Here is a 21,814-nt window from a genome sequence, read left to right on the forward strand (position 1 = left end):
CTTCCGCGGCCCCTGCGGCCTCCGGTCCTCCCGAATCTCGAAGTCCACTGCAACTCCCTACAGACGGGGTGTTGCAACGACCTCTTGAACCCAAGGGTACCGGGGGCCTCGCTCAGCTGGTCATCGGTCGATCGGCAGGCGGACCTTGCCGGTCCGCAGGCGCCAGAGGCGGATGTAGCAGCTCTTTTCGGTTCGACCGAGTTCCTTGGCTGCCGCGGCATCGTCGTTCAGTTGCAGCAGCATGCGGTCTTCTTGCGCCGTCCAGCGGCGGCGGTCGGGTGCGACCCTCATCTCTGCCGGTCGGGTCCATGTGCTCAGGGAGTCGGCGGCGGTCTTCTTGCGCTGGAGGGACAGGCAGTCCTTGTAGTAGAGGTCGGCTGCCAGCTTCTGGGCGTTCTCCTTCGTGTAGAGGATGTTGTAGATGTCGTCGCGGGCGTTGCGCTTGAGGGTGCGTTCGGCTCCTGTGATCTTTCCTGCGTAAAAGCACAGATAGGCGCCGATGGCCGTACTGGCCGTGGTCAGTGAGATAAAAGGGAAGCCCTGGCTCGTGCAGCCCACAGATCCGTCGGCATCGACGACGCCTCGGAGATAGTCACGTCGCGAGAACTCGATGTGAGGCGGGCCGATGGTCTTCGACTTGCGGCCGTACGGCAGGCCGAGTTCATTGAGCTTGGTCCTCGCTTCGAGGGAACAGAGGCTCCAGGTGGCCGAGCGGTGGGCCTCGGAGAAGTTCGTCGACCGAGTGCGTTCTGTGACGCTGCTGTAGTACGGCGTCAGTTTCTGGAACTTGTGCAGAATCTCGATGTCTCGAGCGTTGATCTCGACGGTCAGCTTGCCTTTCTGCCCGACCCCTTGTTGCAGATGCCCGTCTGCTTGAAAGAAGCCAAACATGTACGCGTACTCGGGGACCGTGAGGTCCATGAACTGTTGAGCGCTAGGCTCGCAGTCAGCCACAGGGAAGCCCTACTTCCTTGTTGGTCAGGCCCTTGGCCGGGATCGCACCCCCGGCCGAGGGCCGTCGAATTGATGTTGTGGCGCGAGCCTAGGTCGGCTGTTCAGGTGCCGTGCGGGTGATCGACGATCGTCACTCTTGTGAGTTACTCCGCAAACGGGTCGGCGTGACCTCGGTCACGAGTGGGTGCCGTCAGGTGCTTGTCCGGGAGTTGTCAGGGAGCTGCGGTTCCATGGCGGCGGATGTCCTTGTCCCCCCACCACGAGGAGCGCCGGCGTTGTGACGACCCATCTTGCGCACGAACTGTCCGAGGAGATCGCCGAGTTTCCGATGCCCCGGGATTCCGCCTGTCCGTTCAGTCCGCCCCCTGAGCTGCTGAAGCGGGATGCCGAACAGCCGGTGTCCAAGGTGCGGTTGTGGGACGGGAGTACGCACTGGCTGGTCACCCGGTACGAGGATCAGCGGGCCCTTTACGGGGATCAGCGGCTCAGTGTTGATACGACCCGGGAGGGGTTTCCGTACCTCAACGAGGCGTTCCGGGAAATCGCGGCCAAGACGCCGCCGTCGTTCCTCAACATGGACGATCCTGACCATGCCCGGATCCGGCGGATGGTGACGGCGCCGTTCGCCATCAAGCGGATCGAGGCGTTGCGGCCGGCGATCCAGCGGATGACGGACGAGCTGATCGACCGGATGCTGGCGGGGCCGAAGCCGGTGGATCTCGTCGAGGCGTTGGCGTTGCCGTTGCCGTCGCTGGTGATCTGCGAGTTGCTCGGTGTCCCGTACGAGGACCACGACTTCTTCCAGAGCAACAGCAAGGTCGGTCTGCGCCGGGATGTGACACCGGAGGCGGTGCGGGCGGCCAGTGGCGCTCTCTTCCAGTATCTGGACCGGCAGTTGGACAACAAGATCGCCAACCCTGGCGACGACATGCTCTCCGAGTTGGGCGCGCGGTTCCAGACGGGCGACCTGACTCGTCAAGAGGCGGTCATGCTGGGGCAGTTGCTGCTCGGGGCCGGTCATGAGACGAGCGCGAACATGATCGCTTTGGGGGTGCTCGCGTTTCTGGAGCATCCCGAGCAGCTCGCGATCGTCCGTGACACCGACGATCCCAAGGTTCTCGCGGGTGCCGCGGAGGAGATGCTGCGTTATCTGACGGTCGTTCACAACGGGCAGCGGCGGCTGGCGTTGGAGGATCTGGAGATCGGCGGGCAGGTCGTCCGGGCCGGTGAGGGTGTCATCATGCCCGGCGCGACCGGGAACTGGGACGCGGATCGATTCCCCGATCCGGAGACGCTCGACGTCACCCGGGACGCCCGTCGCCACCTGGCCTTCGGGTTCGGTATCCACCAGTGTCTGGGGCAGCCGCTGGCCCGTCTCGAACTCCAGGTGGTCTACGGCACGTTGTTCCGGCGCATACCCGAACTGAGGGTCGCCGCAGAGCTGGACGCGATTCCGTTCAAGGACGACGGCATCGTGTACGGGGTGTATGAGCTGCCCGTTACCTGGTAACTGGCAGCCCCGGTAGGGGTGTCAGGTGTTACCCCGCGTGCTTCACCGCGTAGATCATCACGAAGGCGATGAGGTGGATGCCGAAGAGGAAGTACGCGAGGTAGTACCAGACGTAGCGTTCGCGTTGCTTCTCCAGGGCCAGACGTTCCTGGTCGCGTTCCCGCTCCTGGGCCCGTTCTTGTTCCCGCGCCTGGTCCTGCTCCCGTTCCTGGTCGTCCGTCATCACACGTCCCGGTGGACCTTCGTGTTGGATGCCTGGGCGCGGGGGCGCAGGACCAGGAGGTCGACGTTGACGTGGCTGGGGCGGGTGACCGTCCAGGTGATCGTCTCGGCCACGTCGTCGGCGGTGAGGGGTTCGGCGACGCCCTCGTAGACCTTGGCCGCCTTGTCCGGGTCGCCGGAGAAGCGGGTCAGGGCGAACTCGTCCGTCTTCACCATGCCCGGCGCGATCTCGATGACCCGGACCGGGGTGCCGACGATCTCCAGGCGCAGTGTCTCCGCGAGGACGTGGGCGCCGTGCTTGGCGGCGACGTAGCCTCCGCCGCCCTCGTAGGTGCCGTGTCCGGCGGTGGAGGAGACGACCACGATGGTGCCGTCGCCGCTCGCCGTCAGGGCGGGGAGGAGGGCCTGGGTGAGGTTGAGGGTGCCGATGACGTTCGTCTCGTACATCTGGCGCCAGTCGGCCGGGTCGCCGGTGGCCACCGGGTCGGCGCCGAGTGCGCCGCCGGCGTTGTTGATGAGGACGCCGATGGTCTTGAAGGCCGACGCGAACTCGTCGACCGCCGTGCGGTCGGTGACGTCCAGGGGGTACGCGGTGGCCTGGCCGCCCGTCGCGTTGATCTCCTCGGCCAGCGCCTCGATGCGGTCCTTGCGGCGGGCCGTCAGGACGACGCGGTAGCCGGCCGCGGCGAGCCGGCGGGCCGTCGCGGCGCCGATTCCGCTGCTGGCGCCGGTGACGACGGCGATGCGGGAGGCGGCGGACGGGGCGGCGGTGGCCATGGACTGCTCCTCGGGATGTTCGGGGCGTTCGGGGTGGAGGCGGGCTGAGCTGCTGCCCAGGATAGGCAGGCGGGCGGAATGGGCGGCGGGGTGTCCGGGGGGTGGGCCGGTGCCGAGCTGCCGAGGCTCTGGGGTGGTGGGAAAATGAGGTGGGTGATCCGCGGCAATGGAGGTGGATCATGGGAGAAGCACGTGACGTCATGGACCGGCTCACGGAGGCACTCACCTCGACGCCCGATCTGAAGGCCGTCGCCGAGCTGTACGCGCCGGACGCGGTCGCCTTCACCCCTGACGGCGGCGAGATCCACGGGCGCGACAACATCGTCGACTACTGGCGGCAGATGACGGACGCGTTGCCCGAGGCCACGTACGAGCCCGTGCACACGTACGAGATCGGTGACACGGCCGTCGACGAGGGCTACTTCACCGGGCGGAACACCGGGCCGATCCCGCTGCCCACGGGCGAGCATCTGCCGGCGACGCAGAAGGAGGTCAGGGTCCGGGGGGTCGATGTCGCGACGGTCCGGGACGGTCACATCGTCGACTACCGGCTCTACTTCGACCAGATGGAGTTCCTGGGCCAACTCGGGTTGCTGCCCGAGGAGTTCACCTGAGCTCTGCCGACCTTCCCGGGTCTCTCAGTCGCCTCGTGGGGCGTACATGATCACGGCCATGCCCGCGAGGCAGATCAGCGCGCCCGTCACGTCCCAGCGGTCCGGGCGGTAGCCGTCCGCGGCCATGCCCCAGGCCAGTGAACCGGCGACGAAGACACCGCCGTACGCGGCCAGGATGCGGCCGAACTCGGCGTCGGGCTGGAGGGTGGCGACGAACCCGTACGCGCCCAGGGCCAGCACGCCCGCGCCGATCCACGTCCAGCCGCGGTGCTCCCGTACGCCCTGCCAGACGAGCCAGGCGCCGCCGATCTCGAACAGCGCGGCGACGACGAAGAGGGCTACGGAGCGGAGGAGCGACGGCATGGGGGCAGCCTTGCACGCTTGCTCACCGTCACCTGTTGGAGGGCGCCTGAGGTGCGCGTCAGGTGGGATACATCGCTTTGACGGTCTTCGGGCAGGCTCGGCAGGGCGAGGAGTGGGTGGCGTGGGTGGCGTGCGTGACATGGGTATGAGGGTCTGGGTGCGTGGGGTGGTCGCGGGTGCGGTGGTGGCGTCGGGTGTGGTCGGGGCGGGGGGTCTCGCCGGTGCCGACAGTGGGGGGCCGGAGGCCGATCTCGCGTATCACGGGTCCGTTTCGCTGGACCGTGGGCGGATCGACCTGCGGGTGACCCCGCTCAACCACGGGCCGTCCGCCGTCGCCGACGCGACGGTGCGGCTGACCTGGTCGGCCCCGCTGGCCGCCCGGCAGCAGCTGCCGGACGGGTGTGCGCGGCTCGGGGCGCGGGTGGTGGTGTGCCGGACGGGGGCGCTGACCGCGGACGGGGTGGGCGAGCAGATCGGGCTCAGGGTGCGGCTCCAGGGCACGCCCTCCGAGGTGCTGCTGGAGATCGGTACGGTCTGGAGCGGCGGGGTCGTGGACCGTAACCGGGGCAACGACCAGCAGCGTGTTCTCGTGCTCGACACGGGGGACGCGTACTACTTCTGAGCGTCATGGCTTCCGGCTCGCTCGCGGTGTCACCGTCACCTCCGGGATGGTGCCGCCGCAGCGCAGTACGGCGTCCAGGGTGCGGAGGAACTCGGACACGTCGAGCAGGTCGTCGCCGAGGTAGCCGCGCTGCCGCCAGACGGGTACGACCTGGGCCGCGTACGTCATGTCCCAGCCGTTGGTGAACTCGGTGCGGGAGTCGCCGTCGCCGCCTCCGCAGTCCCTGACCACGAAGCGGGTGAAGCCGACCTGTGGATGCTCGACGCGGTAGGCCTCGGCCAGCTTCTCCAGGGCCGCCTTGCTGACGTGGTAGGCCGCGAATCCGGGCCAGGCTTGGGTGATGGAGGCGCCGACCGTGGAGAGGTAGACGGCGGTGCCGGCGGACGCGGTGAGGTGGGGGAGTGCGGCGTTGGTGATGAGGGCGGCGCCGATCACGTTGGTGTCCATGACCCGGCGCCAGGTGTCGGCGTCGGTCTTCTCGACGGGGGCGAGGGGGCCGATGCCGGTGGCGTAGACGAGGGAGTCGATGCCGCCGAGTCCGTCGGCGGCCTCCTCGATCGCGGCCCGGCAGGACTCCTCGTCGGTCACGTCGCAGGTGACGGCGAGCGCGTCCGGGCCCGCTTCCTTCGCGGCGTCGATCAGTCGGTCGTGTCGGCGGGCGAGCAGGGCGACGCGGTCGCCGCGGCTGCCGAGGTCGATGGCTGTACTACGGCCAAGGCCGCTCGACGCACCGACGACCACCACTCTCATCGCACCGATCGCGCTCATTGGAAGAACCTCATTCTCGTAAAATGGAAATCTTCCTCTGCTGAGTTCTAGCACGAGCTGGAGCGAGGTGGAATACCTCTGAAGGGGGCGCGGTTGTCGCCCACGGACGCTATAGTTGAAGGGTAAACAAACTGAAGGGTGAGCGACCATGCAGTTCGGGATCTTCAGCGTCGGCGATGTCACACCGGACCCGACCACGGGCCGGGCGCCGACCGAGCGTGAGCGCATCAAGGCCATGGTCGCCGTCGCGCTGAAGGCCGAGGAGGTCGGGCTGGACGTGTTCGCGACCGGCGAGCACCACAACCCGCCGTTCGTGCCCTCGTCCCCGACGACGATGCTCGGGTACATAGCCGCGCAGACGGAGAAGCTGGTCCTCTCCACCTCCACCACCCTCATCACCACCAACGACCCGGTGAAGATCGCGGAGGACTTCGCGATGCTCCAGCACCTGGCCGACGGGCGCGTGGACCTGATGATGGGGCGCGGGAACACCGGCCCTGTGTACCCGTGGTTCGGGCAGGACATCCGCGAGGGCATCAACCTCGCCGTCGAGAACTACGCGCTGCTGCGCCGGCTGTGGCGCGAGGACGTCGTGAACTGGGAGGGGCGGTTCCGCACACCGCTGCAGGGGTTCACCTCCACCCCGCGTCCCCTGGACGACGTACCGCCGTTCGTCTGGCACGGGTCGATCCGGTCGCCCGAGATCGCCGAACAGGCCGCCTACTACGGCGACGGCTTCTTCCACAACAACATCTTCTGGCCCGCCGACCATACGAGGCAGATGGTCGAGCTGTACCGGGAGCGGTACGCGCACTACGGGCACGGGACCGCCGAGCAGGCCATTGTGGGGCTGGGCGGGCATGTGTTCATGCGCCGCAACTCGCAGGACGCGGTACGGGAGTTCCGGCCGTACTTCGACGTCGCGCCGGTGTACGGGCACGGACCGTCCCTGGAGGACTTCACCGACCAGACCCCGCTGACCGTCGGGTCCCCGCAGCAGGTCATCGAGAAGACGCTGGCCTTCCGGGAGTACGCCGGTGACTACCAGCGTCAGCTGTTCCTGATCGACCATGCCGGGCTGCCCCTGAAGACCGTGCTGGAGCAGCTCGACCTGCTCGGCGAGGAGGTCGTGCCGGTGCTGCGGGCGGAGTTCGCCAAGGGGCGGGCGGCGGGGGTGCCTGATGCGCCGACGCACGCGTCTCTGCTGGCCGCAGCGCAGGGTGCCTCGAAGGAAGGGGCCGGCGTGTGAAGCTTGCCGTCCCGGCCGGGGGAGCGCCGTAGGGGGTGCGCTGTATCCCGTCTGCCGGTGCGTCGTGGCTGGTCGCGCCCACGCGGCGGAGCCGCAAATCGACACAGCCCCGCGCCCCTGAGGGGTTGCCCGGGGCGGTGACCTCCAGGAGCCGCCGTTCCACGCGCCGTACGGGCCCGCCGATCGTGGTCATGTCGGTCGTGCCGGAGGCACGCGCTGGACAAGGACCCGCTGGTGGGGAAGCCGGTGCTGGTCGGTGCGACCGGTGGTTCGGCCCGGCATTCGCTGGTGCTGGAGCATGCGATGCGGCCGTTGTTCGCGTATCTGCGGGCCGTGGTCGTGCCGACGGCTGTGTACGCGGCCTCGGAGGACCGGGGTGCGGAGGGGCTGGCGGAGCGGGTGGAGCGGGCGGCGGGGGAGTTGACGGCTCTGATGTCGGGGCTGTCGGCTCAGCGGCCGGTACCGAAACCCGCGTCGGGCGGGTTCGAGGTGGTCCCGTTCGCACAGCAGCTGGACGCGCTCCGGCGGTAAGAGCGGGAGTGAGGGTGAGAGGCGAGTAAGAGGCCCCCTTGGCACACTGGGCGGGTGCCACAAACCGTGCTGCTCGCCGAGGACGACCGTGCCATCCGCCATGCCCTGGAGCGGGCCCTGACCCTGGAGGGTTACCGGGTCACCGCGGTCGCCGACGGTGTCGAGGCGCTTGCGCAGGCGCACCGTACGCCACCGGACATCCTCGTCCTGGACGTGATGATGCCCGGCATCGACGGACTTCAGGTGTGCCGGGTGCTGCGCGCCGAGGGGGACCGTACGCCGATCCTGATGCTCACCGCGCTCGTGGAGACCGCCGACCGGATCGCCGGCCTCGACGCGGGCGCCGATGACTACGTCGTGAAGCCGTTCGACGTCGAGGAGGTCTTCGCGCGGCTGCGTGCGCTGCTGCGGCGCACCGGCCCCGGTTCTGGCTCTGGTTCCGGTTTCGGTTTCGGCGAGAGCCCTTCCCGGAACGCCACCCCCGCCGACGTCCGCGCGCCGAAGGAACCCACGATTCCCGAGCGGCAGCTCGCCGCGGCCGGGCTGCGGATGGATCTCCAGGCGCGGCGGGTGTGGCGCGGGACGCGGGAACTGGAGCTGACCCGGACCGAGTTCGAGCTGCTGGAACTGCTCGTGCGCAACGCCGGGATCGTGCTCGACCACTCGACGATCTACGACCGTATCTGGGGCTACGACTTCGGTCCGGGTTCGAAGAACCTTGCCGTGTACGTCGGTTATCTGCGCCGCAAGCTCGACGAGCCGGGTGCGTCGCAGCTGATCCACACGGTGCGAGGCGTGGGTTACGTCCTCCGGGAGGACTGAGTGGCCCTGCGGAGGTCGGGGCTGGCCTCGCTGCGGACCACCTTCGCCGTGTCGTTCGCCGCGGTCGCGGCCGGGGTGACCGTCCTCGTCGGGTTCCTGTCGTACGACGCCGCCGCGCGGCTGGTCCGGGTGGACCAGCAGTCCGCCTTCGCGGAGGTCGTGCAGGACCTCCAGGACGAGGTGCGGCACAACACGATGACGCCGCAGGACTTCTCGTCGTCCGAGCCGGGGCACGACATCGTCCGGCCCAGCCGTACCGATGTGCAGGTCCTCGGGCCGGTCGGAGAGGTGGTCGACAAGGGCAGTCCGGGGCTGCCCGTCACCGCCGCCGACCGCCGGACCGCCGCCTCCCCGTTCGCCGGGCGGGTCGTGCAGCACAAGGACATCGACGTCGGCCCGGACGTCTACCGCATCGCGACCGTCGCGCTCGGCGGTGGGCGGGGCGCGGTGCAGGTCGCGCAGGAGTTCAGCGACACGGAGGACCTGCTCCGGGAGCTCCAGCAGCGGACGGTCCTGCTGGTCGTCGCGGTCGTCGTCGCGGCCGGGTTGTTCGGGTGGTGGCTGGCCCGCCGGATCACCCGCCGGCTGCGCATCCTCGCGTCCGCCGCCGAGGACGTCGCCCGCACCCGGCGCCTCGGCATCCAGGTGCCGGTCACCGGGGCCGACGAGGTGGGGCGCCTGGGCCGGTCCTTCGACCGGATGCTGGGCCGGCTCGCCCAGTCGGAGGACGACCAGCGCCGGCTGGTCCAGGACGCGGGGCACGAGCTGCGCACCCCGCTCACCTCCCTCCGTACGAACATCTCGCTGCTGCGCCGCATCGACGAACTGCCGACCGAGATGCGGGGCGAACTGGTCGCCGACCTGGCCCAGGAGGCGCGTGAACTCACCGACCTGGTCAACGAGTTGGTGGACCTGGCGGCCGGGCAGTCGGACACCGAGCCCAAGCAGCTGATCGACCTCGCCGACATCGCGGACGAGGTCGCGGTGGTGGCCCGGCGGCGTACCGGGCGGGAGATCACCGTCCGGGTGAGCGGGGAGACGGTCGCCGACGCCCGTCCCGCCGCACTCCAGCGCGCGATGTCGAACCTCGTCGAGAACGCGGCCAAGTTCGACCGGGGCGGCACGACACCGATCGAGATCGCGGTCACCGGGCCGGAACGGGCCCGCCAGGGCGGCCGGCAGGGCGCGATCCGGGTGGAGGTGCTCGACCGGGGTCCGGGCATCGCCGAGGGCGACCTCCTGCGCCTGTTCGACCGCTTCTACCGCGCCGCCGACGCCCGCAGCCTGCCCGGTTCGGGTCTGGGGCTGTCGATCGTCCGCGAGGTGGCGATCGCCCACGGCGGGGCGCCTTTCGCGAACCGGCGGGACGGGGGCGGGGCGGTCATCGGGTTCACGGTGGGTGGGCAGGGGTGAGTGCGGCTTCCTCAGCGTCGATGTGAAGTGAGCCCGGACCGGTGACGTGACCGTCCCCTGCCCGCGACACCGGCGGGCGGGGGACTCCTCGTACCTACGGTTTTGTGAGCACGTTGGTGGACTCCGCGTCCAGGGAGACTCCCGAGGGCCGGTCCGGGTCGGAGGGCCACCAGGGGGCCGTGACCGCTGCGGCGAGCATGGCGCCGACCTGGTCGGAACCCTTCGCCGTGGTGCCGGCCGGCAGGGCGAGCCGGATCCGGACGGTCCGTGACGCACCGGGCTTGAGCGTGAACACCTCGGTCTCGATGTGCGTCCGGCCCGTCAGATCGGTCCACCGGCCCCGGCGGTCGATCGACCAGTGCAGCTGCCGCACGGACTCGTCGGCCGATCCTGGGAGCAGGGAGATCGCGACGCGCAGGCCGGAGCGGGTGAGAGTGCCCGCCGCGTTGCGCACTCTCACCTCCCACTCCACCGCAGGGCCGCCCGCGGTCGCCCTGAGCAACTGCGGGACCTCGATGGTGAGGTGGGTGGCATCGACGGACAGATCCATCCGCACCGCGGACGCCGCCGCATGGGCAGCCGGAATCCGGCCTTCCTGGTCCGTCTGCGCGGCGATGGTGTTGCGTATGGCGGGAACCTGGTCGTCCACGTGGTCGATCTGCTGGTCGGCGGTGAACAGCCGGAACTCGATCTCCGTGCGTGCCTCGCCGCGGTGGGAGAGCGGCACCACGGCGACGAACTCCCCGTTGTCGTCCTGCTCGTTGCTCCACTGGAGCGCCGCATCGTGCCACGACCCGGCTTCGCGGATCTGGAGTCGATCGGGGACGGTACCGATGTAGAGCGTCAGTTGCCGCCGGCCGGCCTGTCCGGCGGTGAGGCCCGCGACGGCGACACGGAAGGCGAGCGGCGGGCCGCCGGGGACCAGTACGCGACTGTCCGCGCTGAGGCTGACGACCGGGTGAGGCGCGGACCCGCCGGCGGACGGGCTCCTGGCCGGCTCCGGCGCCGGCCCGCCGCATCCGGCGACGGCCGTCATGACGGCAACCAGGACGAGCGCAATGGCGAGGCCGGATGTTCGGGTCACGAGGCCGGATGTTCGGGTCACGGGGATCCCTCCGCGAGGGACCCTACCGGCGGCGGCAACCGATGGGCGAGCCATACGTCGGGCCCGCCCCGCGCGGCCGGTGTCCTGGTGCCGGCCTCGGGGTGCGGCCGTACGAGCTCAGGCCGCGACCGTCGCCAGACGGTGGAACGCCTCGGCCGTGACGTTCCTGATGCTCTCCTCGGGAAACTGCTGCAAGGCTGCTGGATTTGTGGTGCGGTGGGTCGGCCGGCTTGGTGGCCGGCCGACCCACCGGCAGCGTCAGCAGTGTCAGTTCTTGCCGAGGAGCTTGTTCATCTCGGTGATCTCGGCGTTCTGGGTGCGGATGACGTCGTCGGCCATGGAGGTGGCGGGGGCGTACTCGCCCTTGGCCTTCTCGGTGGTGGCCATCGTCACGGCACCCTTGTGGTGCTCGATCATCATGGTCAGGAAGTTCTTGTCGAACTCCTTGCCGGTGGCGCCGTGGTCCATGCCGGGCATCGATTCCATGCCTTCCATGGACTCCATGCCGGGCATCGACTCCGTCGACGTCGGGACGTCCTCGCCCCAGGTCTTCAGCCACCCGCTCATGGTCTCGATCTCCGGTGCCTGGGCCTTCTCGATGCGGGCGGCGAGGGACTTGACCTCGGCCGACGAGGCCTTTTCGGCCGCTTCTTCCGCCATCTCCAGGGCGCCCTTGTGGTGGGGGATCATGCCCTGCGCGAAGGAGACGTCCTGGGCGTTGTAGCCCTCGGCCTTGCTGCTGCTTCCCGCGCCTGCGGCGCTGCTGGTGTCGCTGTTGCCGTCGTCGCTGCCGCAGGCGGTGAGCGTGAGGGCGAGCGCGGCGGTGGCGGCCATGGCGACGAGGGTCTTGCGGGTTGTGCGCATGCTGGAACTCCTGTTGTCCGAAAGGGATATGAGGCGAGGTGGAGGCTGCCTCTAGATCCGCAGGAGCTGGAGTTCGGCGAGGGAGGGTGGCGCGCGGGCGCCCTCGGGGGAGCGGGGCAGGGAGCGCCCGGCGCCGTCGTCCGGGGCCGGGGCGGTGGTCGGGTCGGGCGTGAGGGCGGGGAGTGCGTGGCCCGCCGGGACGGCACCGGACGCGCAGGTCGCGTCGGCGTGGTGGGCGTGGCCGCCGTTCGGGCCGGTGCCGTGACAGACGTACTCGACCTGTGTGGCGGTCCCGGCGTTCGTGCTCATCGGCTGCGCCTGGTGACGACCGTGATGGGCGCCGTCCGTCGTCCCGCCGGACATGCCACCCGGCCCGAGGCCGTGCATCGCGAGGACGCCCGCCAGCAGCCCGAGCACGACGAACGCACGCGCCCACCAGGAGGGCGGGTGCGTGCGCCGGTGTTGCTGTGCGCGGGCTGTCACGCGGGTCATGCTAGCGCGGGAGACGTATAGGGATACGGGGTACCCCTATATCCGTAGCCAGTGTCAGGTCGTACTGCCGTACTTCAGGAAGTACGGCCGAAGCAGCGCTCCAGCTCATTCAGGTCGTAGAACTTGCTGCCCTTCGACACCGGACGGCAGCCCGTCTTGAAGGCGGTCTCCTTCTCGTTGTAGAGCATGCGTACGAGGGTGGTGTCGCCCTTGCGGAACACGTCCCACTGGATGTTCGAGGCCATCGGCGCCACGGCAGCGCCCCGCCACGGGTTGTCGGCGTACGTGTACGGCGTCTCGGCGGTTGCCCCCTGCGTACTGCCCGGCAGGCCCATCAGCGCGGCCAGCGGGATGATCTCCTCGGCGTGCGTGAAGCGCAGCTCGGCGCCGAGGGTGGTGGTAGTGCTCGCGGCTCCCTCGGCCTTCTTGAAGAAGTCGTCGAGCAGGACGTCGGCCATCTTGTACGTGATGTTGCTGCCGGCGAAGCCGGGACCCTTCTCGTAGAAGTCCTCGGCGTCGCTCAGGTACCCGAACCAGGCGGCGTCCTGCTGGTTGATGTACCGGTCCATGTGCCAGCCCTTGCCGCCGGGGCTCTCGGCGCTCATCGCCGGGGCGATGCCGTACAGGTTGTAGACCGCCTCGGCCGCGTCCACCGCGCTGCCGGCGGTGGTCGCGAACTCGCCGTCGACGATGCGCTGCACGAAGTCCCGCTTGAAGATCTTCCGCAGTACGTCCGACGCCGCACGGTGGGTCGTCGGCTGGTCGGTGATCGACGTGAGGGTGGTGGTGAGGCGCTGGTCGTTCGCGATGTAGTCGCGGTAGGCGGCGCCGCCGGCGGACTTGTGGAAGTAGAGGAGGTCCTTGTCCGTGCGGGCCGCCCCGATGAGCGGCTTGAGTGCCGGGTCGGTGGCCGCGAGGGTGTCGGCGAAGAGCTGTCCGCTGTCGACGGCGCGGCCCTGTCCGGAGCTGACGACGTCGATCTTCTCGCCGTTCTTCGCGATGCCGGCGAAGAGGCCGGGCAGTCGCTGTTCCATCCGTACGGCGGTGCCCGCGATCTCGCTCTTGCCGCGCTCGCTGAGATTGCCGTAGCCGACCTTGTCCATGGCGGCGAGCAGGGCCCGTACCTTCGGCCCGAACTCCTTGCCACGGGCGGTGAGTTGCCCCTCGCTCGCCGCCTGGTCCCACAGCCTGAGGATCAGGTCGCCGTCCGAGCTGTCGGTCGCGGCCCGGGAGCCGTGCCGGGAGACGTTCTCCGTGAACACCGGGGCGAAGCCCTTCGGGGGCTGCTGGTAGGTGCGGAGGTTCTGCTGGGGGGCGTACGAGCCCTTGGTGCCGTAGCTGTCGGCGGTGGTGGAACGGTCCGCCGCGTGGGCGGGCAGGGCGGTGGCGGCGGCCAGCAGGGCGCACAGGGGTGCGGCGAGGGCGAGAGTGGCGCGGTTCATGGGCGCATCGTCGGCGGCGCGTGTGAACCGTGGATGGCCGTGGAATGGCGCAGGAGGGGTGTATGGGGCATGTGTGGGGCAAATGTGCTGTGAGATTTCGGTTGTTTGATTCATCTTGTGCTGGGGTTTTGGTGACTTCTATCATCTAGGTCTTGACCGCGAGACCCCGCGAGACCCAGAGGCCGGCCGATGAAGTCGATGCAGCAGCCCCAGCACCACCACCTGCCCGTCGATCTCGACGAAGCCGTCCACCGGTGTCTCGTCGCCGGGTTCGACGGCACCACCGGCGTCCCGCACACCCTCAAGCGGCTGATCGACCGGGGCCTCGGCGGCGTCATCCTCTTCACCCGCAACGTGCGTGACGCGGACCAGGTCCGCCGCCTCACCGACGAGCTGCGCGCCCTGCGCCCCGATCTCCTCGTCGCCATCGACAACGAGGGCGGCGGCATCGGCCACCTCGTCGCCGCCGGCGCCCCCGAGGTACCCGGCTCGTACGCCCTCGGCGTCGTCGACGACCCGGACCTCACCGCCCGCTGCGCCGACGCACTCGCCGGGCACCTCGCCTCGCTCGGCATCACCGTCTCGTACGCCCCCGTGGCCGACCTCCAGCAGCACCCCGACAACCCGATCGTCCGCACCCGCTCCTTCGGCGCCGCCCCCGACCTCGCCGCCCGTCATCTCCGGGCCTGGATCACGGCCACCGAGGCTCGCGGCGTCGCCTCCTGCGCCAAGCACTTCCCCGGCCACGGCGGCACGGTGACCGACAGCCACCACGAGATGGCGGTCGACCGGCGGTCGTACGACGAGATCCGCGTCGACGTCGAGCCGTTCCGGGCCGCCGTGGCCGCGGGCGTGCCGATGCTGATGAGCGCGCACGTGGTGTACCCGGCGCTGGATCCGGAGCGGCCCGCGACGCTGAGTCGGCGCATTCTGAACGACCTGCTCCGGCACGACCTCGGTTTCGAAGGCGTCCTCGTCAGCGACGCCCTGGAGATGAAGGCGATAGCCGACCGGTACGGCGAGGCGGCCGGCGCCCGGCTCGCCCTCGCCGCGGGCGCCGACCAGGTGATCGTGGCGGTACCGGACCTCGCGGTCACGCTGGCCTGCCGGGACGCGGTCCTCGGCGCGCTGCGCGACGGCACGCTGGAGGAGGAGCGGGTACGGGAGGCCGCCGGGCGGGTGCGGAAGCTGGCGGAGCGGTACGCGGGCGCGGTGGGGGAAGGGGAGGGGGCAAGTGGCGGCTGGGGTGCGGGAGTTGGGCTTGAGGCTGCTCGACGGGCGGTGCGGGGTCGAGGTGCTGGTGGTGGTGTGGCTCCGGCGCCGGGTGCGTATGTCGTCGACCTGTTTCCGCCGCCGCATCCCGCGTTGAACTGGGGCGGCGAGGATCTGCTGAGCGAGGTGCGCGCGCTGGATCCCACGGCGGCGGGCGTGGCGCTGAGTGAGGCGCCGGTGGACCGGGAGGCCCTGGTCGCGGGCGTACTGCGGCGGGCGGCCGGGGTGCCGCTGGTGGTCGCCACGTCGGATGCCGGGCTGTATCCGTGGCAGGCGGAGCTGCGGGCGGCGTTGGTGGCCGGACGCGGGGACGCGGTGCGCGTCGACACGGGACTGCCGGAAGGCGGCGCCCTGTGTTCGTACGGGCGGGGGAAGGTCAACTTGCGGGCGCTGGCCGAGGTGTTGGTGGGAGGCGCCGCCTTCTGAGGCTGTCTCCGTGTGGTCAGTCGGAGCAGAGTGACAGGTCGATGGTGGTGCCGGTGGGCACGGCGTTCGGGCCGTGCGGGTAGACCGTGATGACCGTGTGGGGCTCGCCGAGCTTGCCGCAGTCGATCTCGGTGACCTTGCCGAGATCGAGCCGCAACCTCTGCAGCTGCTGCTTGGCGAAGTCCAGGCTGAGGCCCCCGAACTCGTTCTTGGACTTGCTGCCTTCCAGCACGACCGTGGCAGCGTCGTTGTGGGTCGACGTGGTCGGGCCGGTCGCGGAGGCGACGGACGGCTTGGGGGCGTCCGAACCGCCGGTGGCGATGGCGGTGCCGGCGCCGGCCACGATGAGGGCGGCGGCGACACCGGCTATGGCCGAGTTCCGCCTGCGGCGGGTCCTGCGCACGATGCCGGCACTGTCGAAGTCCGGTGCGGCGGCGGAGTTCGCGAAGTCGTTCATGGCGTTCACCAGTTCCTCTTCGAAGGGTGTGCCGTCGGTGCAGCGAGTCATCGGGTTCCTTCCGTGGGCCCCGCGGGTCCCGTTGGTCCGGGCTGCGGCGACGACGACGGCGACGGAGGTGACGGTGAAGGGCCGGCGAGTGCGGGAATCTGGCTTCTGAGCTTGTCGATCCCACGGGCGAGCTGGGACCGTACGGTGCTCGGTGAGATCCTCAGGTCGGCCGCGATCTCGGCGTCGGAGAGGTCGTGGAAGTACCGCAGCACCACGACCGTGCGCATACGCATCGGCAAGGACTGCAGGGCCCGTACCAGCTGGTCCCTGCTGTCGACGCGCCCGTACTCGTCCCCGTGGGCCGCCCGGTCGCCGGTGTCCTGGTGCGGGACCGGCGAGACCAGCGGAACCGCACGGCGGAATCGCCGCCAGCGGTCGTTGGCCAGGTTCACCATGATCCGCCGGACGTAGGCGTCCGGGGCGTCCTTGGCGGCGATCGTGCGCCACTTGCGGCAGGCCCGTTCCAGGGTCTCCTGGACCAGGTCCTCGGCCGCCTCCCGGTTCCCCGTCAGGACGAGCGCACCGCGGAATAAGGACGCCGAACGGGTAGCGACGAATCCCGGGAAATCCATCTCGCCGCCCTCGAACTCGGCCTCGAAGCCGGCCCCGGCCTCGGTCCTGCCGAGGCCGGCGCCGGGCTTCCACTCGGTTGCCAGATCCACACGCCCCCTCCTTTCCTGTCACCTCTCCTCGACGTGACAGGCCGCGCATCTGCTGCACGGGCGGGATGTGACCTGGGTCACAGAGAGGGGGTTCTCAGAGGTCCTGGACGATCTCCTTGATCCCCCGCGCAGCCAAGTACCCCTCGTCCTCGGCCCGTTCCGCCAGCACCACTGCCGGACGCGTGCCCTCCGCCCGCAGTCGCATCCACGCCTCGAAGTACGCGCCGCCAGGACCCGAAATCGAACGGTTCCCCGGGGTGCAGTCCAGCACCAGGCCGGTGGTGCGGGGCTCGGCCGGACGGGGGTCGTCGCGCAGCTCGGCGACCGTCTCCGCGAGGGTGTCGGCGATGGGTTTCGGTCGGCCCGTGGAGTCGAACAGGCCGAGCGTGTATTCCAGTTCGGGGAAGTCGGCGAGGGAGCGGTCGACGTCATGGGAGCACCACCAGGTAACCCCGTACAGGTTGGCGCAGCCGGCGGCGTTGAGGAGGGTCGCGCGGGCGAAGCCGGGGGCGTCGGACGCCGGGATGTGCGGCTCGGGGGCGCCGGTCTCCTGGACCCAGACGGGCCGGGCGGGGTCGAGGGCGTACGCCGTGGCCAGCTCGACGCCGTACTCCGCGAGGTGCTGGACCTGCGGGGAGCGGGGGCCGTAGCGGCGGGCGCAGTCGGCCGAGAACACCCAGGGGTGGACGGTCGTCAGGTCGCCCTTGCGGGCCGAGGCCTTCGGGGTGAAGGGGTGGTCGTCGCCGTACCAGGCGGCGTCGTACGCGGAGTGCGTGACCAGGCCCTCCGTCGGGCCCAGTCCGGCTCGGCCGGCGGTGAGGAGTGTGTCCAGGTAGTGGTCGATGTCGTCCACGGTCACCGGGTTGTGTTCGACCAGGTTGTTGAGCTCGTTGCCGAGCTGGAGGCCGAGGAGGTTCGGGCGGCCGGTGAGGGCGCTGCCGAGGGTGCGCAGGAGGGTCGCCTGCGCCTCGATCGCCTCCGGGTCGGTGAAGACGTTGCGGTGGTGCCAGCTGCGGGTCCACTCCGGGTAGAAGTCGAAGCTGGAGAGGTGGCCCTGCACGCCGTCCACCATGACGTCGAGGCCGGCCTGCGCCGCCACGTCCACGAGTTGCGCCACCTGGTCGACGGCGGAGGTGCGGATGAGCGTGCGGTTCGGCTGGAGCAGCGGCCAGAGCGGGAAGATCCGTACGTGGTCCAGGCCCAGGCCGGCGATCTGGTCGAGGTCCTCGCGGGCGCGGGCCGGGTCGAAGTCGTACCAGGAGTGGAACCAGCCCCGGCGCGGCGTGTAGTTGACGCCGAAGCGAGGCGCGGGAGAGCCGGAAGAGGGGGCAGGGGGAGTGCTCACGGGTCCTCCTCGGACGTGCGTGACTGCGCCGGGCCGCGAGTCGGGTCTTGTCCTCGGCGAATGTATGAACCACCATAGTGCGCGATGAGCAATGAATTGAACCAGGATTCGGATCGGGATTCCCACCGTTCCACGCGGGGCGATCTGGTCGTCGGCCTCGACGCCGGGGGCACCCGTACGCGCGCCGTACTGGCGTCCGCCGCCGACGGGCGCCCCCTCGGCGAGGGCGTCGCCGGGCCGGGCAACGCCCTCACCGTCCCCGTACCGCAGCTCACCGAGCACCTGGTGGCGGCCATCGCCCAGGCGGTGCCCGAACCGGCCCGCCCTCGGGTCGTCGCCGTCGCGGGCGGCTTCGCGGGCGCCGCGGGCACCGCGAACGAACCCGGCCGCGTCCATGCCCTCACCGCGCTGACGGAAGCCCTGCGGCGGCTGGGCATCCCCGCGCGCGAGATCCGCCTCTGCAGCGACATCGAGGCCGCCTTCGCCTCCGCTCCGGGCGCCCCGGCAGACGGGCTGGCCCTCGTCGCCGGTACGGGCGCCGTCGCGATGCGCATCACCGCCCGCCACTGCGAGAAGACGGTCGGCGGCGACGGCTGGCTCCTCGGTGACGACGGGGGCGGCTTCTGGATCGGCCGGGAAGCGGTCCGGGTCGCGCTGCGCATGGCGGACCACCGGGGCGCCGACACGGCTCTGGCGGCGCTGGTGGGACGGGAGTTGGGGGTGCCGGACACGGTTCTCCCGTACGAGGGTGACGTATTGGCGTACGAGGGTGAGAGGTTGGTGTACGAGGGTGAGGGCGGCGTCCGTCGGCCCTGGTCCCGTTCCGCGCGCGAGGCCTATCGCCGGCACGTCCTCCCCGCGGTCATGGCCGAACCGCCGGTCCGGCTGGCCCGGTTCGCGCCGCTGGTCGCCGGGGCGGCCCGGGCGGGGGATGTCCTCGCGGGGGCGATCCTCGACGAGGCGGCCGGTCATCTCGCCGACTGCGTACGGGCGTTGGAGCCGACGCCGGGCGAGTCGCTGGTTGCGACGGGCGGCCTGTTCGGCCCGGAAGGCCCGCTGACCGCCCCCCTGGACCGGCATCTGGGCGCCCTGGGCCTGGTGGCGCACTGGGTCCCCGACGGCAGCCGGGGCGCGGTGGCCCTGGCCCGGCTCGTACTCGACGGCGGCCCCGCCACGCACCCGGAGAAGAACCAGTGACCGTGCCCCCTCTGTACCGCGACCCGGCCGCCCCCGTCGGCGCCCGCGTGTCCGACCTCCTCGCCCGGATGACCCTGCGCGAGAAGGTCGGCCAGCTCAACCAGCGGATGTACGGCTGGGACGCCTACCGCCGCCGCCCGGACGGCGAGTTCGAGCTGACGGAGGCCCTGTACGAGGAGACCGACCGCTTCGAGGGACTCGGCGCCCTGTACGGACTCCTCCGCGCCGACGCCTGGTCCGGCGTCGACCACTCCACAGGCGCCGACGCGGAAGCCGGCCCGGCGCTGGCCGACCTGGTCCAGCGCCACGTGCGCGGACGCAGCCGCCTGGGCATCCCCGCCCTGTTCGTCGAAGAGGTGCCGCACGGACTCATGGCCCTCGACGGCACGGTCCTCCCCGTCAACCTCACGGTGGGCGCCACCTGGGACCCGGACCTGTACGAGCGCGCGGCAGCCCACGCCGCCGCCGAACTCCGCGCCCGGGGCGGCCACTTGGCCCTCGTCTCGGCGCTGGACATCGCCCGCGACCCGCGCTGGGGCCGGACCGAGGAGTGCTTCGGGGAGGACCCGTACCTCGCCGCCCGGCTGACGGAGGCGCTGGTCAGGGGTATGCAGGGGGGTGTGGAGGCGCAGGGGAGTTTCTCTTCCGACAAGGCCCCGGTGGTTCTCAAGCACTTCGCCGGTCAGGGGGCCACGGTCGGGGGGCGCAACTCCGCCGAGTCGGAGCTGGGCCCCCGGGAACTCCACGAGATCCACCTCCCCGCGGCCAGGGCCGGCGTACGCGCGGGTGCCGCCGCGGTGATGGCCGCGTACAACGAGGTGGACGGCCTCCCCTGTTCGGCCAACAGCACTCTGCTGAACGGGTTGTTGCGCGACCGCTGGGGCTTCGAGGGACTGGTCGTGGCGGACGGTCTGGCGGTGGACCGGCTGGCCCGCATCACCGGCGACAAGGTCTCGGCGGGCGCCCTGGCCCTCAACTCCGGTATCGACCTGAGCCTTTGGGACGAGGGCTTCACGCATCTGGAGGAGGCGGTGGAACGCGGCCTGGTGGCTGAGTCCACGGTCGACGCGGCCGTGTCCCGGGTCCTGACCCTGAAATTCAGGCTCGGCCTCTTCGAACTCCCGGGTACGACACCGCAGTTGCCGCCCCCGTCACCTGATGAGGGCCGTTCCCTGAGCACGGCCCTGGCGCGAACCGCGGTCACCCTCCTCCATAACAAGGCGGGCGCACTCCCCATCCGCCCTTCCGCGGTCTCCCGTATCGCCGTCCTGGGCCCGCACTCCGCCACCACCGCCCACCAACTCGGCGACTACACGGCCCCCCAACGCCCCGGCACCGGAACCAGCGTCCTGGCCGGACTCCGCCTCCTGGCCCCGCCCGGCACCGACATCCGGCACGCCCAGGGCTGCACCCTCACCGGCGACGACCTGACCCGCATCCCCGAGGCGGTGGCAGTGGCAACAGCCTCCGACCTGGCCGTACTGGTCCTGGGCGGCAGCAGCGCCCGTACGCCGGACACGGAGTTCGACGCCAACGGCGCCGCCCGGACGACCGTCTCGGAGATGACGTGCGGCGAGGGCGCCGACCTCGCCGACCTGCGCCTGGGCAGGGCCCAGCACGCCCTGCTGGACGCGGTGACCGCCACCGGCACACCCACGGTCGTCGTCCTGGTCCAGGGCCGCCCGCACGCGGTCCCCGAGGCGGCGGAACACGCGGCTGCGCTGCTGACGGCCTGGTACCCGGGCCCCTGGGGCGGCGACGCCATCGCCGAGATCCTCCTCGGCCACACCGCTCCCACCGGCCGCCTCCCCGTCTCGGTCCCGCGCTCGGCGGCCCAACTCCCCGTCTACTACAACCACAAGGACACGGAGTACGGCTCCTACGTGGACCAGGACGCCGAGCCGCTCTACTCCTTCGGACACGGCCTGACGTACACGACCTTCGAGTACGGCGTCCCGAGGCTCACGGGAGAAGGGCAGACCTGCTGCGAGGTCGAGGTCACCAACACCGGGGAACGGGCCGGGCGTTCGGTGGTCCAGCTGTACGTCCGCCGGCTGCGCACACCTGTCTGGCCGCGCACCCTGGAACTCCGTGGCTTCCAGAGCGTCGACCTGGATCCCGGTGAGCGCCGCACGGTCACCTTCGCCCTCGGTGACGACCAACTCGCGCAGGTCGGCGTTGACTTGGAGACGGGGGTACTGCCGGGGAGTGTGGAGATCAGGGTCGCGGAGTCGGCGCGGGGGGCGCTGGGTGCTGTGCCGGTCGTCCTGTCCTAGGCCAGGCCGTCGAGCGGCCGGAGGAAGCGGCGCTCGTACCGCCTGATGCAGCGGGTGTCCCGCGCCAGCGCGAAGGCCTCCTGGCACTCGGCGTCGGACATGCTGTCCGTGCGGTACTGCTCGTACACGGCCAGGCTGGGAAAGGAGAAGAGGGCGTAGGCGATGTCGCTGTCGCCCTCACTCGGCAGGAAGTAGCCGTGGTGCGTCCCGCCGAAACGGTTGACGAGCCGGACCCAGCGGCGGCCGTACTCCTCGAAGGCCTCGATCTTGTCGGCGTCGATCTCGTACTTCAGATGGATAGTGATCACGCGTCCATCGTCACAGAGCAGTGGGGTGCTGTTGGTGTCCTTGGTGACCTCGGTGTCCTGTAACGGAAGTCG

Annotated in this window: 22 protein-coding genes and 1 pseudogene; 10 read left to right on the forward strand and 13 right to left on the reverse strand. The window is 70.5% G+C overall.

Translation table 11 applies throughout. The features are described from left to right. Positions 1-120: 120 nt before the first annotated feature. A complete protein-coding gene (locus ACH4TV_RS43475; RefSeq protein WP_398406956.1) occupies positions 121-921 on the reverse strand; it encodes a hypothetical protein in 801 nt (266 codons plus the stop codon). Positions 922-1,282: 361 nt separating this feature from the next. Between ACH4TV_RS43475 and ACH4TV_RS43480 the strand changes: the two genes are divergently transcribed. Continuing rightward, positions 1,283-2,464, forward strand: a complete 1,182-nt coding sequence (locus ACH4TV_RS43480) for a cytochrome P450 (protein WP_398407062.1) — start codon at positions 1,283-1,285, stop codon at positions 2,462-2,464. Between the two features lie 28 nt (positions 2,465-2,492). Here the strand turns inward: ACH4TV_RS43480 and ACH4TV_RS43485 are convergent, their stop codons facing one another. Both ACH4TV_RS43485 and ACH4TV_RS43490 read right to left on the reverse strand, forming a co-directional pair. Next, on the reverse strand, positions 2,493-2,687 hold the full coding sequence (locus ACH4TV_RS43485; protein WP_398406957.1) for a hypothetical protein: 195 nt from the start codon (positions 2,685-2,687) through the stop codon (positions 2,493-2,495). Further along, complete coding sequence (locus ACH4TV_RS43490) at positions 2,687-3,463, reverse strand: SDR family NAD(P)-dependent oxidoreductase (RefSeq protein ID WP_398406958.1); 777 nt, start codon at positions 3,461-3,463, stop codon at positions 2,687-2,689. Before ACH4TV_RS43490 ends, ACH4TV_RS43485 begins: the two co-directional genes overlap by 1 nt. A 179-nt stretch (positions 3,464-3,642) precedes the next feature. Between ACH4TV_RS43490 and ACH4TV_RS43495 the strand changes: the two genes are divergently transcribed. Then, positions 3,643-4,077: an ester cyclase gene (locus ACH4TV_RS43495; RefSeq protein ID WP_398406959.1), complete on the forward strand. Its 435-nt coding sequence runs from the start codon at positions 3,643-3,645 to the stop codon at positions 4,075-4,077. A 24-nt stretch (positions 4,078-4,101) separates the two neighbouring features. Here ACH4TV_RS43495 and ACH4TV_RS43500 read toward each other — a convergent pair whose 3' ends face one another. After that, positions 4,102-4,440, reverse strand: coding sequence for a YnfA family protein (locus ACH4TV_RS43500; RefSeq protein ID WP_398406960.1), 339 nt, complete (start codon positions 4,438-4,440; stop codon positions 4,102-4,104). Positions 4,441-4,585: 145 nt separating this feature from the next. Between ACH4TV_RS43500 and ACH4TV_RS43505 the strand changes: the two genes are divergently transcribed. Next, positions 4,586-5,062: a hypothetical protein gene (locus ACH4TV_RS43505; RefSeq protein WP_398407064.1), complete on the forward strand. Its 477-nt coding sequence runs from the start codon at positions 4,586-4,588 to the stop codon at positions 5,060-5,062. 3 nt (positions 5,063-5,065) lie between these two features. Here ACH4TV_RS43505 and ACH4TV_RS43510 read toward each other — a convergent pair whose 3' ends face one another. Next, positions 5,066-5,830: an SDR family oxidoreductase gene (locus ACH4TV_RS43510; RefSeq protein ID WP_398406961.1), complete on the reverse strand. Its 765-nt coding sequence runs from the start codon at positions 5,828-5,830 to the stop codon at positions 5,066-5,068. A 148-nt stretch (positions 5,831-5,978) separates the two neighbouring features. On the opposite strand from ACH4TV_RS43510, the gene ACH4TV_RS43515 reads away from it, so the two are divergent. The 4 genes and pseudogenes from ACH4TV_RS43515 to ACH4TV_RS43530 all read left to right on the forward strand — a co-directional run bounded on the left by ACH4TV_RS43515 (position 5,979) and on the right by ACH4TV_RS43530 (position 9,845). Continuing rightward, a complete protein-coding gene (locus tag ACH4TV_RS43515) occupies positions 5,979-7,079 on the forward strand; it encodes an LLM class flavin-dependent oxidoreductase (RefSeq protein ID WP_398406962.1) in 1,101 nt (366 codons plus the stop codon). Positions 7,080-7,295: 216 nt separating this feature from the next. Then, a pseudogene (locus tag ACH4TV_RS43520) lies at positions 7,296-7,610 on the forward strand (NAD(P)H-dependent oxidoreductase); the annotation flags it as partial. A 54-nt stretch (positions 7,611-7,664) separates the two neighbouring features. Further along, complete coding sequence (locus ACH4TV_RS43525; RefSeq protein WP_398406963.1) at positions 7,665-8,432, forward strand: response regulator transcription factor; 768 nt, start codon at positions 7,665-7,667, stop codon at positions 8,430-8,432. Next, positions 8,433-9,845 carry an ATP-binding protein gene (locus ACH4TV_RS43530; protein ID WP_398406964.1) on the forward strand — a complete coding sequence of 471 codons (1,413 nt, stop codon included), beginning with the start codon at positions 8,433-8,435 and terminating at the stop codon, positions 9,843-9,845. It abuts the gene before it with no gap. Between the two features lie 94 nt (positions 9,846-9,939). Here the strand turns inward: ACH4TV_RS43530 and ACH4TV_RS43535 are convergent, their stop codons facing one another. The 4 genes from ACH4TV_RS43535 to ACH4TV_RS43550 form a co-directional block, all read right to left on the reverse strand. Further along, positions 9,940-10,929 carry a hypothetical protein gene (locus ACH4TV_RS43535; RefSeq protein WP_398406965.1) on the reverse strand — a complete coding sequence of 330 codons (990 nt, stop codon included), beginning with the start codon at positions 10,927-10,929 and terminating at the stop codon, positions 9,940-9,942. A gap of 288 nt (positions 10,930-11,217) precedes the next feature. Beyond that, entirely contained in the window at positions 11,218-11,814 is a 597-nt protein-coding gene (locus ACH4TV_RS43540) for a DUF305 domain-containing protein (protein WP_398406966.1), read from the reverse strand. Positions 11,815-11,865: 51 nt separating this feature from the next. Next, positions 11,866-12,297 carry a DUF6153 family protein gene (locus tag ACH4TV_RS43545; protein ID WP_398406967.1) on the reverse strand — a complete coding sequence of 144 codons (432 nt, stop codon included), beginning with the start codon at positions 12,295-12,297 and terminating at the stop codon, positions 11,866-11,868. Positions 12,298-12,380: 83 nt separating this feature from the next. Beyond that, on the reverse strand, positions 12,381-13,748 hold the full coding sequence (locus ACH4TV_RS43550; RefSeq protein WP_398406968.1) for a histidine-type phosphatase: 1,368 nt from the start codon (positions 13,746-13,748) through the stop codon (positions 12,381-12,383). 189 nt (positions 13,749-13,937) lie between these two features. On the opposite strand from ACH4TV_RS43550, the gene nagZ reads away from it, so the two are divergent. Next, positions 13,938-15,446 (forward strand): beta-N-acetylhexosaminidase, encoded by a 1,509-nt coding sequence (gene nagZ, locus ACH4TV_RS43555; protein ID WP_398406969.1) that lies wholly within the window; start codon positions 13,938-13,940, stop codon positions 15,444-15,446. A gap of 16 nt (positions 15,447-15,462) precedes the next feature. Here nagZ and ACH4TV_RS43560 read toward each other — a convergent pair whose 3' ends face one another. The 3 genes from ACH4TV_RS43560 to ACH4TV_RS43570 all read right to left on the reverse strand — a co-directional run bounded on the left by ACH4TV_RS43560 (position 15,463) and on the right by ACH4TV_RS43570 (position 17,961). After that, on the reverse strand, positions 15,463-15,954 hold the full coding sequence (locus tag ACH4TV_RS43560; protein ID WP_398406970.1) for a hypothetical protein: 492 nt from the start codon (positions 15,952-15,954) through the stop codon (positions 15,463-15,465). Then, complete coding sequence (locus tag ACH4TV_RS43565; RefSeq protein ID WP_398406971.1) at positions 15,951-16,616, reverse strand: SigE family RNA polymerase sigma factor; 666 nt, start codon at positions 16,614-16,616, stop codon at positions 15,951-15,953. The genes ACH4TV_RS43560 and ACH4TV_RS43565 overlap by 4 nt, the downstream gene beginning before the upstream one ends. A 94-nt stretch (positions 16,617-16,710) precedes the next feature. Further along, complete coding sequence (locus tag ACH4TV_RS43570; RefSeq protein WP_398406972.1) at positions 16,711-17,961, reverse strand: cellulase family glycosylhydrolase; 1,251 nt, start codon at positions 17,959-17,961, stop codon at positions 16,711-16,713. Between the two features lie 84 nt (positions 17,962-18,045). Between ACH4TV_RS43570 and ACH4TV_RS43575 the strand changes: the two genes are divergently transcribed. Both ACH4TV_RS43575 and ACH4TV_RS43580 read left to right on the forward strand, forming a co-directional pair. Further along, the gene (locus tag ACH4TV_RS43575; protein WP_398406973.1) at positions 18,046-19,158 is read left to right on the forward strand and encodes an N-acetylglucosamine kinase; all 1,113 of its coding nucleotides are present in this window, start codon (positions 18,046-18,048) and stop codon (positions 19,156-19,158) included. Between the two features lie 68 nt (positions 19,159-19,226). Beyond that, positions 19,227-21,434 carry a glycoside hydrolase family 3 N-terminal domain-containing protein gene (locus tag ACH4TV_RS43580; RefSeq protein ID WP_398407066.1) on the forward strand — a complete coding sequence of 736 codons (2,208 nt, stop codon included), beginning with the start codon at positions 19,227-19,229 and terminating at the stop codon, positions 21,432-21,434. On the opposite strand, the gene ACH4TV_RS43585 is transcribed toward ACH4TV_RS43580, so the two are convergent. Beyond that, complete coding sequence (locus ACH4TV_RS43585) at positions 21,431-21,742, reverse strand: NIPSNAP family protein (RefSeq protein ID WP_398406974.1); 312 nt, start codon at positions 21,740-21,742, stop codon at positions 21,431-21,433. The two genes, ACH4TV_RS43580 and ACH4TV_RS43585, sit on opposite strands and share 4 nt — an antisense overlap. Positions 21,743-21,814: the final 72 nt, after the last annotated feature.

Origin of the sequence: Streptomyces sp. NPDC020898, assembly GCF_044333925.1 — a bacterium.
Classification (GTDB): Bacteria; Actinomycetota; Actinomycetes; order Streptomycetales; family Streptomycetaceae; genus Streptomyces.